The sequence below is a fragment of the Pseudomonas sp. TH39(2020) genome, from assembly GCF_016650715.1.
Lineage (GTDB): Bacteria > Pseudomonadota > Gammaproteobacteria > Pseudomonadales > Pseudomonadaceae > Aquipseudomonas > Aquipseudomonas mandelii_C.
In genome coordinates this window covers 2475254-2489632 of the sequence record NZ_JAEKFF010000006.1, presented here as the reverse complement: position 1 = coordinate 2489632, position 14379 = coordinate 2475254, and the positions used below count along the sequence as shown (strand labels likewise).

Genomic DNA, 14379 nt, shown 5'->3' with positions numbered 1-14379 from the left:
ATCTCACGGTAGCGACGCGCCAAAGGGCGCCTCGGCAAATAAATATTCGATGCAGAACAGACTGCGATTGACCCAGCTTGTTCACGCGCAACATTTTGTCGAGGTGCAAACAGCACCTCAAAGGTCGACTAATACGAAGGACTGGAACGGCATCGTCGGCGAAAACGCAGAGTTTAGCTGACAAACTCAAAGCTTTAGCCGTAAACCCAAACAACCTGCTGACCGATCAAAGGCCTGATAGGCGTGGCCGCCAGTAAAACGGATCAGTATCCTAGCACCCTCTCGCCCGCCGACGCTAAGACCAAGCGGGCAGCCCCAAAGGTTTAAAAACGAATGAATGCTCTAGCCCGCCGCGCTGCAGGCCTGCTGCTCAGCACAGTTTGTCTGCCCCTCTCGGCCCTGGCTGCCGATCCACAACCCACTCACGAATTCACCCTCGATAACGGCCTGAAGGTCGTCGTGCGCGAAGACCATCGTGCGCCAGTGGTGGTTTCCCAAGTCTGGTACAAGGTCGGCTCCAGCTACGAGACTCCGGGTCAGACCGGTTTGTCCCACGCCCTGGAACACATGATGTTCAAGGGCAGCGAGAAAGTCGGCCCCGGCGAAGCGTCGCTGATCCTGCGCGACCTCGGCGCCGAAGAGAACGCGTTCACCAGCGATGACTTCACGGCGTATTACCAGGTGCTGGCCCGCGACCGTCTGGGCGTGGCCTTCGAGCTGGAAGCCGACCGCATGGCCAGCCTGCGCCTGCCGGCCGACGAGTTCGCCCGCGAGATCGAAGTCATTAAAGAAGAACGTCGCCTGCGCACCGACGACAAGCCGATGTCCAAGGCCTACGAACGCTTCAAGGCCATGGCCTACCCGGCCAGCGGTTACCACACGCCAACCATCGGCTGGATGGCTGACCTTGACCGCATGAAAGTCGAAGAGCTGCGCCACTGGTACCAATCCTGGTACGTGCCGAACAACGCCACGTTGGTGGTGGTGGGCGACGTGACCCCGGACGAGGTCAAAACCCTGGCCCAGCGCTATTTCGGCCCGATCGCCAAACGTGATGTACCACCGGCGAAAATCCCGCTGGAACTGGCCGAACCCGGCGAACGGCAGATCACCCTGCATGTGCAGACCCAACTGCCAAGCCTGATGCTGGGTTTCAACGTGCCAAGCATCGCCACCGCTGAAGACAAACGCTCGGTCAACGCCTTGCGCCTGATTTCCGCCCTGCTCGACGGCGGCTACAGCGGACGTATCCCGACACAACTGGAGCGCGGCGAAGAGCTGGTCTCCGGCGGTTCGTCGAGTTACGACGCCTATACCCGTGGCGACAGCCTGTTCACCTTGTCGGCAACGCCCAATACCCAGAAAAAGAAAACCATGGCTCAGGCTGAAGCGGGCCTGTGGAAGCTGCTCGAACAGCTGAAAACCACCGCGCCGTCCGCTGAAGAACTGGAACGCGTCCGCGCGCAGGTCATCGCCGGCCTGGTTTACGAGCGTGACTCGATCACCAGCCAGGCCACCGCTATTGGACAACTGGAAACCGTCGGCCTGTCGTGGAAGCTGATGGACACCGAACTCGCCGAGCTGGAAAGCGTGACCCCGCAAGACATCCAGAAAGCCGCCAAGCTGTATTTCACCCGCGAACGTCTCAGCGTCGCCCATGTATTGCCAGAGGAGACGACTCATGAGTGAGCGTAAAAAACCGCGCCTGGCGCTGATTGGCCTGATCGCTGTCGCCTTGATCGGGTCTGCCGCGTTCTACTTCTCAAAGACCGACGAATCCAGGGCCAGCGAAGCCCTCGACAAGGCCAAGACCAGCCAGAAACTGCAATCACTGGCCGAACTCGACGGCAAAGCGCCCAGCCACCGCACCCTGGACGTGCAGACCTGGAAAACCGCCGAGGGCGCCAAGGTGCTGTTCGTTGAAGCCCGGGAGCTGCCGATGTTCGACATGCGCCTGATCTTCGCCGCCGGCAGCAGTCAGGACGGCGACGCACCTGGCCTCGCCGTGCTGACCAACGCCATGCTCAACGAAGGGGTGGCCGGCAAAGATGTCGGCGCCATCGCTCAGGGCTTCGAAGGCTTGGGCGCAGACTTTGGCAACGGCGCATTTAAAGACATGGCACTGGCTTCCCTGCGCAGCCTCAGTGCCGCGGACAAACGCGAACCGGCCCTGAAGTTGTTCTCTGAAGTCATCGGCAAACCGACCTTCCCGGCCGATTCCTTTGCGCGCATCAAGAACCAGATGCTCGCCGGTTTCGAGTACCAGAAGCAGAACCCGGGCAAACTGGCGAGCCTGGAGCTGATGAATCGCCTGTACGGCGATCACCCGTACGCGCATTCCAGCGACGGCACGGCGAAAACCGTTCCGGCGATTACCGTGGCGCAACTGCGGGCGTTCCATGAGAAAGCCTATGCGGCTGGCAACGTGGTGATTGCGCTGGTGGGCGACCTGTCTCGCACCGAGGCCGAAGCGATTGCCGCACAAGTCTCCGGCGCGTTGCCAAAAGGCCCGGAGCTGGCGAAAATCCCGCAACCGGAGGAACCGAAAGCCAGCATCGGCCACATTGAGTTTCCGTCCAAGCAGACCAACCTGATGCTCGCGCAATTGGGCATCGACCGTGACGACCCGGACTACGCGGCACTGTCCATGGGCAACCAGATCCTCGGTGGCGGTGGTTTCGGTACACGACTGATGAGCGAAGTACGCGAGAAGCGCGGCCTGACTTACGGTGTCTATTCGGGCTTCACCCCGATGCAGGCGCGCGGCCCGTTCATGATCAACCTGCAAACCCGCGCCGAGATGAGCGAAGGTACGCTGAAACTGGTGCAGGACGTGCTCGCCGACTACCTTAAAACCGGCCCGACCCAGAAAGAACTCGACGACGCCAAGCGTGAATTGGCCGGCAGCTTCCCACTGTCCACCGCCAGCAACGCCGATATCGTCGGCCAACTCGGCGCCATGGGTTTCTACAACCTGCCGCTGAGTTATCTGGATGACTTTATGCGCGAGTCCCAGAGCCTGACAGTCGAGCAAGTCAAAACCGCACTGAACAAACACTTGAGCACGGACAAAATGGTCATCGTCAGCGCTGGCCCGACCGTGCCGCAAAAGCCGTTACCGGCCCCAACTGATAAACCTGCCGAGCAACCGCTCGGGGTTCCGGAGCATTAATGGCCACTCGTCCTAAAAAACCCGTACACAACGTCCATAACGGCGTGAACCAACTGCGCATCATCGGCGGTGAATGGGGCAGCCGGAAGCTGAGCTTCCCGGATGCCCCGGGCTTGCGCCCGACCCCGGACCGGGTGCGTGAAACCCTGTTCAACTGGCTCGCGCCTTATGTCGCTGGCGCCAAGGTTCTGGACCCGTTCGCCGGCAGCGGCGCGTTGTTCCTCGAAGCCTTGTCCCGTGGCGCGGCCATGGGTCAGGCGCTGGACGCCAGTAACATCGCGGTCGCCAGCATCAAGGAACATCTGGGCACGTTGCGCTGCACCACCGGCCAGATTCAGACCGCCGATGCCCTGCGCTACCTGGAAACCCAGACAGCGACTGCTTACGACCTGGTGTTCCTCGATCCGCCGTTCAACCAGAACCTGTTGCCAGGCGTTTGCGCATTACTTGAAGAGCGTCAGTGGCTGACCGATGAAGCATGGATCTACACTGAAAGCGAGAATGCGCCATCGAGCCTTGGCTTACCAGGCAACTGGCGCCTGCACCGGGAGCAGAAATCCGGGCGGGTGTATTACGCGTTGTGGCAACGTATGGCAGAGATTGCCGGTTAATCAACCGGCCTGAAAAAGGTGCGCGCCTTAAACGAGGCTCGCACCGCTGCATCGAGAACCATCGTGCCCCATCTGTCAGAACGCTTCACCCCCGCCTTCGGCCTCGGCAACCCGCACTTGCAAACCTTGTGGGGACCGCTGTGGCGCAAAACCACACACATCGAACGCCAACGCGAACGCCTGTGGCTTGAGGATGGTGACTTTCTCGATCTCGACTGGCACGGCCCGCACAGCGCCAATGCACCACTGGTACTGGTGTTGCACGGCCTGACCGGCTCTTCAAATTCGCCTTACGTGGCCGGGATGCAGAAAGCACTGGGCGCCCAAGGCTGGGCCAGCGTCGCGCTGAACTGGCGCGGCTGTTCGGGCGAGCCAAATCTGTTGCCGCGCAGCTACCACTCCGGCATCAGTGAAGACCTGGCCGAAACCATCAAACACCTGAAAGCCCAACGACCGCTCGCGCCGTTGTATGCGGTTGGCTATTCCCTGGGCGGCAATGTGTTGCTCAAGCACTTGGGCGAATCCGGCAGCAATAGTGGCGTGGTCGGTGCGGTGGCGGTGTCGGTGCCGTTTCGGCTCGATCAATGCGCCGACCGTATCGGCCAGGGTTTCTCGAAGGTCTATCAGGCGCATTTCATGCGCGAGATGGTGGCCTACATCAAGAACAAACAACGACAGTTCCAGCATGACGGACGCGAGGAAGGACTGGCGGCATTGACCGCGCTGGGCTCGCTGGAGAACATGCGCACGTTCTGGGATTTCGATGGCCGGGTCACCGCGCCGCTGAACGGGTTCGTTGATGCCAAGGATTACTATCAACGCGCCTCAAGTCGCTATTTCCTTGGCGAAATTCGTACGCCAACCCTGATCATTCAAGCGGCCGATGACCCGTTTGTCTTTCCTCATAGCCTGCCGCACGCCGACGAATTGTCTGCCTGCACTCAATTCGAGTTACAGACCAAGGGTGGGCATGTCGGCTTCGTCGATGGCTCGTTCAGGCAACCGGGTTACTACCTGGAACGCCGCATCCCGCAGTGGCTGACCGCCGTGGGTCGCCAGTAAGGCCATGGACGTCGATCAGGGCGAGTCGATCCGATTCTGGCAAACAGCGCCACTGGCCGGCGTCGAGTTATTGTCCGCGCGCTACATCGAACACCGTTTCGCTCCCCATGTGCATGACGGTTATGTGATCGGCATGATCATGGCCGGCGCCCAACGCTATCGCTATCGCGGTGCCGAACACCTGGCCGGTAGCGGCACGCTGGTGCTGATCAATCCGGACGAACTGCACACTGGCCATAAAGGCACGGAGGATGGTTGGTTGTATCGGGCGTTCTATCCGGACAGCAGTCAGATTCTGTCGCTGTTGGCGGAGCTGGAACTGCCGACCAACAACTTGCCGGCGTTCGGCGCGACGCTGTATCGCGATCCGGATCTGGTGAAGGGTTTCTGCCAACTGCATCGTTTACTGGAAAGTCCGTCCACTGCCTTGCAACAACAAACGGTCTGGCGGGAAATGATGCTGTCGCTGCTGCAACGGCACGCGGCCGTGCCGATTGCCGGCAAGCCGGGCAAGGAACATCGGGCGGTGACGCTGGCCAAGGATCTGTTGCATGCACAGTTGGCGACGCCGCCCTCGCTGGAAGAACTGGCAGCGGCGGTCAACCTTTCGCCCTTCCACTTCGCCCGGGTGTTCCGCCGCGCCACGGGCATGCCGCCGCATACCTGGCTGATGCAGCAGCGCATCGCTCGGGCGCGGGCGTTGTTACAGAACGGTTGTTTGCCGCTGGAAGTGGCGACGCAGTTGGGGTTTGCTGATCAGAGTCATCTGAGTCGGCAGTTCAAGCAGGTTTACGGGGTTGGGCCGGGGGCATATCGAAGTTCCCGCCTACGGTGATATCTCAACGCATCAATTACCCCCTGTGGGAGCGAGCCTGCTCGCGAAGGCGGTGGGCCAGTAGACATCAATGCTGACTGACACTCCGCTTTCGCGAGCAGGCTCGCTCCCACATGGGTTAAGCGTTTATTCGCCGATGGCGATGCCGTGCGCAGGATCGTTGATCCACTCGCTCCATGAACCGGCATACAACGAACCCAACGGATAACCGGCCAGGCACAGCGCGAACAGGTTGTGACAGGCCGTCACGCCAGAACCGCAGTACGCCACCAGATCGGTCGGCGAACGATCACCGAGCTTCTCGGCAAAACGCTGTTTGAGCTGATCGGCCGGCAGAAAACGCCCGTCGCTGCCCAGGTTGTCGGTGAACGCTGCACATTGCGCGCCGGGGATGTGCCCGGCAATCGGGTCGATCGGCTCTACTTCGCCCTTGAAACGCGGTAATCCGCGGGCATCGAGCAAGGTCAGCGCGGGCTGGCCGAGACGTCGCTGGAGCTGTTCGGCGCTCAAGATCAGCGCGTTGTCAGGCGTCCCCGTGAAGGTGCCACGTTCAATCTGCGGCGCATCAAGACTCAGGGGCAAACCGGCCGCGTGCCAGGCCTTGAGCCCGCCATCCAGAATGAACACGCCGTCACGTTTGCCCAGCCAGGTCAGCAACCACCAGGCCCGCGCCGCGTAGGCACCCGGACCGTCGTCGTACAAAATCACGTCGCTGTCGGCGTTGACGCCCCAGGCTTGCAGACGTTCGATCAAGTCTTCAGGTTCAGGCAACGGATGGCGCCCGGTCACACCCTTGACCACTGTCCCGCTCAAATCACGCTCAAGATCGGCAAAGCTCGACCCGGCGATATGCCCTTCGGCATAGCTGCGCTGACCGTAGTCCGGGTCTTCGAGGGCAAAACGACAATCCAGAATCACCAGCCCCGGCTGCTCCTTTTTCAGGTCCAACGCTTGCGGGCTGATCAGTTGCGCAATGGGCATAACGGGCTCCTGTGATTGGGCAATGTTTGATCCTACTGCACTTTCTATCCCACTTCTTCAAGCGCTTGGGCCAGCGGCACGTAAAACTCCTCGAACAGCGCATTCACCGCATCGCGGGACTGATCCGTGACAAAACCGGCCTCCAGCACCAGCACCTGATACACCCCACGTTTGATGGCCTGTTCGCTCAGGTGATTGGAATTTTCACGGGTGGTGCAGAGAAAACGCACCCAGGACGTCAGGATGATCCAGGCGTTGAGCGTCAGGGATTCGATCTGAACCTTGTCCATCTGCAGGATGCCGGCCTCAACGAAGCCCGCGTAGATGTGCGTGCCATAGATCAGACAGCGCTGGGAAAAGCGCCGATAGCGGGCGGCCAGCTCCGGATCACTGTCGAGCAGGTGCTCCAGATCGCGGTGCAAAAACCGGTAGCGCCACATGGCGGCCAGCAGTTCCTGAAGGTAGAAGCGCTTGTCTTCGACCGTGGCGGCACGACCCTGGGGCGGGCGCAGGAAGCTGTCCACCAGGCTTTCGTACTCACTGAACAGCACGGCGATGATCGCCTGCTTGTTGGGGAAGTGGTAGTAGAGGTTGCCCGGGGAAATTTCCATATGGGCAGCAATGTGGTTGGTGCTGATGCTGCGCTCACCCTGCTGATTGAACAGCTCCAGGCTGTTCTGCACGATGCGCTCGCTGGTTTTGATCCGAGGGGCCATGGCTTGGGCTTTAATTCAAAGTGCGTTGACGGGCATCTTACGACCTATCCGCGAGTGGATAAAACAAAGCTGCGCCAGGATGTCATTTGACTTTATAGAGCATAGACTCTAAAAAGTCCCTCATTACAATAAATCCGGAGCCGACCATGACTGCTGACATCGCCTACCTGCAGAACCTGCAGCAGCCCCTGGAAGAGCTCCAGACCCTGTTCGACGCCCAACGCGCGGCGTATGCCGCCAATCCGATGCCGCCCGCCGCCCAGCGCCAGCAATGGCTAAAAGCCCTGCGCGATCTGTTGAGCAATGAGCGTCAGGCACTGATCGATGCCATCAGCCAGGATTTCAGCCACCGCAGCGCCGATGAAACCCTGCTTGCCGAACTGATGCCCAGCCTGCACGGCATTCACTACGCCAGTCAGCACCTCAAAGGCTGGATGAAGGCGTCGAAGCGCAAGGTCGGGATTGCCTTTCAACCTGCGGCGGCCAAAGTCGTTTATCAACCTTTGGGTGTGGTCGGGGTGATCGTGCCGTGGAACTACCCGCTGTATCTGGCCATCGGGCCATTGGTAGGCGCGTTGTCGGCAGGCAATCGGGTGATGCTCAAGCTCAGCGAATCGACCCCCGCCACCGGTGTGTTGCTCAAGGAACTGCTGGGCCGAATCTTCCCGCAAGACCTGGTCTGCGTGGTACTGGGCGAAGCCGATATCGGTGTAGCGTTCTCCAGATTGCGTTTCGATCACCTGCTGTTCACCGGCGCCACCAGCATCGGCAAACACGTGATGCGTGCGGCGGCCGAGAACCTGACCCCGGTGACCCTCGAACTCGGCGGCAAATCCCCGGCCATCGTCTCTCGCGACGTGCCGCTCAAGGATGCTGCCGAACGCATCGCCTTCGGCAAGACGCTCAACGCCGGGCAGACTTGCGTGGCCCCGGACTATGTCCTGGTGCCGGAAGATCGCGTCGGAGCTTTCGTCGAAGCCTATCGTCAGGCGGTTCGCGGGTTTTATCCGACATTGACCGACAACCCGGACTACACCGCGATCATCAATGACCGGCAATTGGCGCGCCTCAACGGCTACATCAGCGACGCCACCAGCAAGGGCGCGCTGCTGATTCCGCTGTTCGACAAAGGCCAGGGGCGCCGCATGAGCCACAGCCTGCTGCTCAACGTCAGCAACGACATGATGGTGATGCAGGACGAAATCTTCGGCCCGCTGTTGCCGATCGTTCCGTACAAGGATCTGGATCAGGCCTTTGCCTATATCAATGAACGACCCCGTCCGCTGGCCCTGTATTACTTCGGCTACGACAAGCGTGAGCAACACCGCGTACTTCACGAAACCCATTCCGGCGGTGTGTGCCTGAACGACACCCTGCTGCACGTCGCTCAGGACGACATGCCATTTGGCGGTATCGGCGCCTCGGGCATGGGCCATTATCACGGCCACGAAGGTTTCCTGACCTTCAGCAAAGCCAAAGGTGTGCTGATCAAACAGCGGTTCAATGCGGCGAAATTGATCTACCCGCCGTACGGAAAATCCATTCAGAAGCTGATTCAGAAGCTGTTTATCCGCTAACGATCACCACTGGGTAATAACAAGAATGAGCCCAAGCCTGTCCGATACACCCGCGTTGTCACGGCGCGGATTGCTTAAATTCAGCCTGGGTGCCAGCGCTTTTCTCGTCACCGCCGGTTTGGGCGCAAGCCTCAGTGGCTGCTCATCGAGCGTACCGGCGAGCGGTTTCGCGATTCTGCGCAGCGGTGACTTGCTGTTTCTGCGGGCTCTGATTCCGGTGATGCTCGACGGTGCTGTGTCCGTCGAAAAAATGCCGACGGCCGTCGGTGAAACCCTGCACTGCCTGGATAACGGTTTGAATCATCTCTCGCCGGAAATGCTCAAGCTGACCCGGCAGTTATTCGACGTGCTGGGAATGAGCATCACCCGCGGCCCACTGACCGGGATCTGGGGCAGTTGGGAAAACGCCAGCAGCGAGGAGATCCGGCACTTTCTGGATCGCTGGGAAAACAGCTCGTTAAGTCTGCTACGCATGGGCCACAGCTCATTGCTGCAACTGGTGATGATGGCTTGGTACAGCCGGTCGGAGTCGTGGGCGCATTGCGGGTATCCCGGACCGCCTACGGTTTAAGACCGAGTCGACCCTTTCGCGAGCAGGCTCGCTCCCACAGGGGGTACGCGATCCAATGTGGGAGCGAGCCTGCTCGCGAAGGCGCCAGCCGTCTCACAACAGCTTCCAAAAATAAAAAGAGAGACCAACGATGCCCGTACCCGATCCGTTCCGCGAAGGCCTGGCCCGTGGCTGGAAAACCTACAACGGCTCACAACTGACCCAGGACCTGACCCTCGAAGCGGACGTGGCGATTATCGGCAGCGGCGCTGGCGGTGGCACCACCGCCGAAATCCTCAGCGCCGCGGGCTACAAGGTATTGCTGATCGAAGAAGGCCCGCTCAAGACCAGCAGCGATTTCAAGATGCTCGAAGACCAGGCCTACACCAGCCTCTACCAGGAAGGTATCGGCCGCATGAGCAAGGACGGCGCGATCACCATCCTTCAGGGCCGGGCGGTGGGCGGCACCACACTGATCAACTGGACCTCAAGTTTTCGCACGCCGGCCCCGACCCTCGACCACTGGGCCAAGGAACACGACGTCAAAGGCCACACGCCGGCCGAGATGGCGCCATGGTTCGAGACAATGGAGCAACGCCTGGGCGTCGCCCCCTGGATGATCCCGCCCAACGCCAACAACGACGTGATCCGCAAAGGCTGCGAAAAACTCGGTTACGCCTGGCATGTGATCCCGCGCAATGTGCGTGGTTGCTGGAACCTTGGCTACTGCGGCATGGGTTGCCCGACCAACGCCAAGCAATCGATGCTGGTCACGACCATCCCGGCGACCCTGGAAAAAGGTGGAGAGTTGCTCTATCTGGCTCGCGCCGAAAAGCTCTTGATCAGCGGCGACAAGGTCACGGGCTTGCATTGCGTAGCGATGGACGACCGCTGCGTCTCACCTACCGGACACACGATCACAGTCAAGGCGCGGCATTACGTGCTGGCCGGTGGCGGGATCAATAGCCCGGCGTTGCTTCTGCGCTCCGAGGCGCCCGATCCGCACAAACGGCTGGGTAAACGGACTTTTTTACACCTGGTGAACATGTCGGCCGGGCTGTTCGACGAGGTGATCAACCCGTTTTATGGCGCGCCACAGTCGATCTATTCCGACCATTTTCAATGGCAGGACGGCACCACCGGAAAAATGTCTTACAAACTCGAAGTGCCGCCGCTGCACCCGGCACTGGCCACGACCCTGCTCGGCGGTTTCGGCAAGGAAAACGCCCAGCACATGGAAAACCTGCCCCACACCCACGCCATGCTGGCGTTGCTGCGGGATGGTTTTCACCCGGACAGCCCCGGCGGCAGCGTCGAGTTGCGCGGTGACGGCACGCCGGTGCTCGACTATCAGGTTTCACCCTATGCCTGGGACGGATTGCGTCGGGCGTTCCACAGCATGGCCGAGATCCAGTTCGCGGGCGGTGCCCATGCGGTGATGCCGATGCACGCTGACGCTCGCTACGTGAAAACCCTCGCCGAAGCGCGCACGCTTATCGACGGACTGAACCTTGAGCTGTATCGGACACGCCTGGGCAGTGCCCATGTGATGGGCGGTTGTGCCATGGGTGAAGACCCGAAAAACGCCGTGACCGACAGCCTCGGCCGGCATCATCAGTTAGGCAATCTGTCGATTCATGACGGCTCGCTGTTCCCCACCAGCATTGGCGCAAACCCGCAATTGTCGGTCTACGGACTGACGGCGCAGTTGGCAACTTCTTTGGCCGAACGTTTGAAAAACCCATGAAAAGGGAGAATATTCCAATCGTCTATAGCGCTTTCTTACCCAAAAGGCGACTTGGCCGACCGGGAAGGCTGCGATACCATCCGACTCCCCAACGGACTCCCGCCAGGACGACGCGATGAACCGAGTGTTGTACCCAGGTACCTTCGACCCTATTACCAAGGGCCATGGCGATCTGGTCGAACGCGCCGCGCGCCTGTTCGATCATGTGATCATCGCCGTCGCCGCCAGCCCGAAGAAAAACCCGTTGTTTCCCCTGGAACAGCGTGTGGCGCTGGCCCGCGAGGTCACTAAACATCTGCCCAACGTTGAAGTCGTCGGCTTCTCGACGTTGCTGGCGCATTTCGCCAAAGAGAAGAACGCCAACGTGTTCCTGCGTGGTTTGCGCGCGGTATCGGACTTCGAATACGAATTCCAGCTGGCCAACATGAACCGTCAGCTGGCGCCGGATGTGGAAAGTCTGTTTCTTACCCCGTCCGAACGTTATTCGTACATTTCCTCGACGCTGGTCCGTGAAATCGCAGCCCTGGGCGGTGATATCACCAAGTTCGTCCACCCTGTGGTGGCGGACGCCCTGAACGAGCGCTTCAAGAAGTAACAACCGCTCAAGCGGCGCCCGCGTGCACTGCGGGCGCCAATGCGGCACAATTGTGCGCATTGGTTTATTGCGCCCGGGCCTTCCGCCCTGGCTGGAGTTAGCATGTCCCTGATTATCACCGACGATTGCATCAACTGCGACGTCTGCGAACCCGAGTGTCCGAACGCCGCCATCTCCCAGGGCGAAGAGATCTACGTGATCGACCCGAACCTGTGCACACAGTGCGTCGGCCACTACGACGAACCTCAGTGCCAACAGGTGTGCCCGGTGGATTGCATTCCGCTGGACGAGGCGCATCCGGAGACTGAAGAGCAGTTGATGGAGAAGTACCGGAAGCTTACCGGCAAGGCTTGATTCAGATAGTTTTGTAGCGGCTGTGCCGGCCTCATCGCGAGCAGGCTCGCTCCCACAGTTAATCGCGGTCTACTGTGGGAGCGAGCCTGCTCGCGATGAGGCCATCAGCCACACCAAAGATGTAACTGACTTTCACTCCCGCTGTTCAAACCCCTCTCCGACACACCCCAGACACCGCACGAACGCCGCTTTCGCCGGGTCGACCACCAACGCCTGTCCCGCATCGCCGACGCCGCCGCCCAGCACGGTAAACGGCAACGACACCACAAACGCTCCGGCACCAATCACCGTCGCCACGACCAGCAAGGGTCGGGCAATCAGCAAATCGCCGAGCATGGCGTACGCCGGGGGGTTCTGGATGGTGTAACGCGGGTCGCCGCTACCCGTGTTTGCTGCCAGCGCTGGCACACCGACGCTCAGCAGCAAAACGACGACAACGGTTCGAAACAGGTTCATGGCACGGTCCTTGGGCTAGGCAGTCAGAACACTGACTATAGACCCTGGGCGTTTCAGCTCTGACAACGCGGGCAAAAGACGCTGGCGCGCTGCCCGAGCTTCACTTCCCGCAGCTCCGTGCCACAGACCTTGCAGGGCGCACCGCCCCGGCCGTACACGAACAGTTCCTGCTGGAAATAACCCGGCTGACCGTCACCGCCGATAAAGTCGCGCAGTGTGGTGCCGCCGCGCTCGATAGCGGCCGCCAGGATGCGCTTGATCTCGATCGCCAGTTTCAGATAACGCGCCCGAGAGATGCTTTTGGCCTCGCGACGCGGGTCGATACCGGCGGCGAACAACGCTTCGGTTGCGTAGATATTGCCCACGCCGACCACCACCGCGTTGTCCATGATGAACGGTTTGACCGCCATGGATCGCCCGCGGGACTGCTGGAACAAGCGCTCACCGTCGAACAGGTCGGTCAACGGCTCCGGCCCCAGGCGAATCAACAACTCATGGTTGAGTGGATCGAGACTCCAGAGCATCGCGCCAAACCGGCGCGGGTCGGTGTAACGCAAGGCCAGGCCGGATTCCAGTTCGATGTCCACATGCTCATGCTTGGCCACCGGCGTGCCGATTTCCACCAGACGCAGATTTCCCGACATCCCCAAATGGCTGATCAGCGTGCCGACTTCGGCATTAATCAGCAGGTACTTCGCGCGTCGCTCCACCAACACGATGCGCTGGCCAGACAGCCGCACATCCAGGTCTTCGGGAATTGGCCAGCGCAAGCGCCGCTCACGCACGATCACCCGGCTGACGCGCTGGCCTTCCAGGTGTGGCGCAATTCCGCGGCGAGTGGTTTCGACTTCAGGCAGTTCCGGCATGGTGCTCTCGAATCAGGCGGTGCAACGCTCAGCGGTGAGCGCCAAGGTCGCGAATCGTTTGTTTAAGTGTCTCAAAGTCGTAGTCCGAGAGGCCGACGTAATCGAGAACCAGCGGTGCGATGCTGTCCCACTCGTGGTCATCACGCTGGTTGCCCAGCACCCGGAAGGACGCACAAATGTGCTCGGCCATTTTCAGGATCGCCAGCAGGTTTTTCAGCTGACTGTTGCGCGACGACTCATCGCTGAAGATCGCCAACGCATTGTGGTGATTGGCGATGGCGGCGGTCACATGCTCCGGCAGGCGCCAGGATTTGGCGGTGTAATAACCCACCACCGCATGATTGGTATTGAACACCCGATTCTCAGTGTCCACCACCCGACATTCGGCGCTGGCGCTGGCGTAAGCCTCTTCCAGAACGGTCATGTAGTTGGGGAAGCGCTGGAGCATCAGCGGCACACCGCAGTCATGGAACAGACCCAGGGCGTACGCTTCATCGCCGGCCTGGGCGCCGATGCGCTTGGCCAGGGTCAGGCAGGTCATCGCCACGTCCTGAGCGGTATCCCAGAAACGATTCAAGGTAACGATGGTGTCGTCGTTCATCTCGCCCTTGATCGACTGCGCGTTGATCAGGTTGATGATCGAGCGGCTGCCCAGCAGATTCACCGCGCGCTGAATCGAGGCGATCTTGTTGCTCAAGCCGTAATACGGCGAGTTGACGATTTTCAACAAGGCGCCAGAGAGGCCCGGGTCCTGGGAGATCAGCTTCGCGATCACCTCCAGATCCGGATCGGGCATGTACTGTTCCATCTGCAAATCCACCATGATTTGCGGCTGGGCCGGCACGCTGATGCCTTGC

The 14379-nt window shown here is 60.4% G+C and carries 15 protein-coding genes; 10 read left to right on the top strand and 5 right to left on the bottom strand.

The features are described 5' to 3' along the window. Positions 1 to 333 precede the first annotated feature (333 nt). The 5 genes from JFU47_RS19095 (at position 334) to JFU47_RS19075 (ending at position 5680) form a co-directional block, all read left to right on the top strand. Positions 334 to 1689: a M16 family metallopeptidase gene (locus tag JFU47_RS19095; RefSeq protein WP_140675083.1), complete on the top strand. Its 1356-nt coding sequence runs from the start codon at positions 334 to 336 to the stop codon at positions 1687 to 1689. Beyond that, on the top strand, positions 1682 to 3172 hold the full coding sequence (locus tag JFU47_RS19090) for a M16 family metallopeptidase (RefSeq protein ID WP_201184891.1): 1491 nt from the start codon (positions 1682 to 1684) through the stop codon (positions 3170 to 3172). The genes JFU47_RS19095 and JFU47_RS19090 overlap by 8 nt, the downstream gene beginning before the upstream one ends. Next, entirely contained in the window at positions 3172 to 3783 is a 612-nt protein-coding gene (rsmD, locus tag JFU47_RS19085) for a 16S rRNA (guanine(966)-N(2))-methyltransferase RsmD (RefSeq protein WP_201184889.1), read from the top strand. Before JFU47_RS19090 ends, rsmD begins: the two co-directional genes overlap by 1 nt. Positions 3784 to 3846: 63 nt before the next feature. After that, positions 3847 to 4845 (top strand): hydrolase, encoded by a 999-nt coding sequence (locus JFU47_RS19080; RefSeq protein ID WP_201184887.1) that lies wholly within the window; start codon positions 3847 to 3849, stop codon positions 4843 to 4845. Between the two features lie 4 nt (positions 4846 to 4849). Continuing rightward, complete coding sequence (locus JFU47_RS19075; RefSeq protein WP_201184885.1) at positions 4850 to 5680, top strand: AraC family transcriptional regulator; 831 nt, start codon at positions 4850 to 4852, stop codon at positions 5678 to 5680. Between the two features lie 126 nt (positions 5681 to 5806). On the opposite strand, the gene JFU47_RS19070 is transcribed toward JFU47_RS19075, so the two are convergent. Next, a complete protein-coding gene (locus JFU47_RS19070; protein ID WP_140675095.1) occupies positions 5807 to 6661 on the bottom strand; it encodes a sulfurtransferase in 855 nt (284 codons plus the stop codon). Between the two features lie 44 nt (positions 6662 to 6705). After that, positions 6706 to 7377, bottom strand: coding sequence for a TetR/AcrR family transcriptional regulator (locus tag JFU47_RS19065; RefSeq protein WP_123368510.1), 672 nt, complete (start codon positions 7375 to 7377; stop codon positions 6706 to 6708). 146 nt (positions 7378 to 7523) lie between these two features. Between JFU47_RS19065 and JFU47_RS19060 the strand changes: the two genes are divergently transcribed. The 5 genes from JFU47_RS19060 to JFU47_RS19040 all read left to right on the top strand — a co-directional run bounded on the left by JFU47_RS19060 (position 7524) and on the right by JFU47_RS19040 (position 12200). Beyond that, positions 7524 to 8954 (top strand): coniferyl aldehyde dehydrogenase, encoded by a 1431-nt coding sequence (locus tag JFU47_RS19060; protein ID WP_140675098.1) that lies wholly within the window; start codon positions 7524 to 7526, stop codon positions 8952 to 8954. A 25-nt stretch (positions 8955 to 8979) separates the two neighbouring features. Continuing rightward, positions 8980 to 9525 (top strand): twin-arginine translocation pathway signal protein, encoded by a 546-nt coding sequence (locus JFU47_RS19055; RefSeq protein WP_201184883.1) that lies wholly within the window; start codon positions 8980 to 8982, stop codon positions 9523 to 9525. A 130-nt stretch (positions 9526 to 9655) separates the two neighbouring features. After that, positions 9656 to 11251 carry a GMC family oxidoreductase gene (locus JFU47_RS19050; RefSeq protein WP_201184881.1) on the top strand — a complete coding sequence of 532 codons (1596 nt, stop codon included), beginning with the start codon at positions 9656 to 9658 and terminating at the stop codon, positions 11249 to 11251. A gap of 115 nt (positions 11252 to 11366) precedes the next feature. Next, complete coding sequence (coaD, locus tag JFU47_RS19045) at positions 11367 to 11846, top strand: pantetheine-phosphate adenylyltransferase (RefSeq protein ID WP_123368514.1); 480 nt, start codon at positions 11367 to 11369, stop codon at positions 11844 to 11846. Positions 11847 to 11948: 102 nt separating this feature from the next. Then, positions 11949 to 12200, top strand: a complete 252-nt coding sequence (locus tag JFU47_RS19040) for a YfhL family 4Fe-4S dicluster ferredoxin (RefSeq protein ID WP_008150569.1) — start codon at positions 11949 to 11951, stop codon at positions 12198 to 12200. Positions 12201 to 12332: 132 nt separating this feature from the next. Here JFU47_RS19040 and JFU47_RS19035 read toward each other — a convergent pair whose 3' ends face one another. From JFU47_RS19035 to JFU47_RS19025, 3 genes are read right to left on the bottom strand one after another with little or no spacing between them, the layout of a single operon-like run. Continuing rightward, positions 12333 to 12656: a multidrug transporter gene (locus JFU47_RS19035; RefSeq protein ID WP_140894920.1), complete on the bottom strand. Its 324-nt coding sequence runs from the start codon at positions 12654 to 12656 to the stop codon at positions 12333 to 12335. Positions 12657 to 12709: 53 nt separating this feature from the next. Next, positions 12710 to 13522, bottom strand: coding sequence for a bifunctional DNA-formamidopyrimidine glycosylase/DNA-(apurinic or apyrimidinic site) lyase (mutM, locus tag JFU47_RS19030; RefSeq protein ID WP_033060513.1), 813 nt, complete (start codon positions 13520 to 13522; stop codon positions 12710 to 12712). Between the two features lie 28 nt (positions 13523 to 13550). Further along, positions 13551 to 14366 (bottom strand): HDOD domain-containing protein, encoded by an 816-nt coding sequence (locus tag JFU47_RS19025; RefSeq protein ID WP_201185274.1) that lies wholly within the window; start codon positions 14364 to 14366, stop codon positions 13551 to 13553. Positions 14367 to 14379: the final 13 nt, after the last annotated feature.

What these genes read in the sequence shown, in the direction of transcription:
- JFU47_RS19050 (WP_201184881.1), top strand. Translation starts at nt 9,656, where the DNA reads ATGCCCGTACCCGATCCGTTCCGCGAAGGCCTGGCCCGTGGCTGGAAA.
- JFU47_RS19055 (WP_201184883.1), top strand. Translation starts at nt 8,980, where the DNA reads ATGAGCCCAAGCCTGTCCGATACACCCGCGTTGTCACGGCGCGGATTG.
- JFU47_RS19040 (WP_008150569.1), top strand. Translation starts at nt 11,949, where the DNA reads ATGTCCCTGATTATCACCGACGATTGCATCAACTGCGACGTCTGCGAA.
- coaD (WP_123368514.1), top strand. Translation starts at nt 11,367, where the DNA reads ATGAACCGAGTGTTGTACCCAGGTACCTTCGACCCTATTACCAAGGGC.
- JFU47_RS19070 (WP_140675095.1), bottom strand. Translation starts at nt 6,661, where the DNA reads ATGCCCATTGCGCAACTGATCAGCCCGCAAGCGTTGGACCTGAAAAAG.
- JFU47_RS19095 (WP_140675083.1), top strand. Translation starts at nt 334, where the DNA reads ATGAATGCTCTAGCCCGCCGCGCTGCAGGCCTGCTGCTCAGCACAGTT.
- JFU47_RS19075 (WP_201184885.1), top strand. Translation starts at nt 4,850, where the DNA reads ATGGACGTCGATCAGGGCGAGTCGATCCGATTCTGGCAAACAGCGCCA.
- JFU47_RS19065 (WP_123368510.1), bottom strand. Translation starts at nt 7,377, where the DNA reads ATGGCCCCTCGGATCAAAACCAGCGAGCGCATCGTGCAGAACAGCCTG.
- JFU47_RS19035 (WP_140894920.1), bottom strand. Translation starts at nt 12,656, where the DNA reads ATGAACCTGTTTCGAACCGTTGTCGTCGTTTTGCTGCTGAGCGTCGGT.
- JFU47_RS19060 (WP_140675098.1), top strand. Translation starts at nt 7,524, where the DNA reads ATGACTGCTGACATCGCCTACCTGCAGAACCTGCAGCAGCCCCTGGAA.
- rsmD (WP_201184889.1), top strand. Translation starts at nt 3,172, where the DNA reads ATGGCCACTCGTCCTAAAAAACCCGTACACAACGTCCATAACGGCGTG.
- JFU47_RS19090 (WP_201184891.1), top strand. Translation starts at nt 1,682, where the DNA reads ATGAGTGAGCGTAAAAAACCGCGCCTGGCGCTGATTGGCCTGATCGCT.
- mutM (WP_033060513.1), bottom strand. Translation starts at nt 13,522, where the DNA reads ATGCCGGAACTGCCTGAAGTCGAAACCACTCGCCGCGGAATTGCGCCA.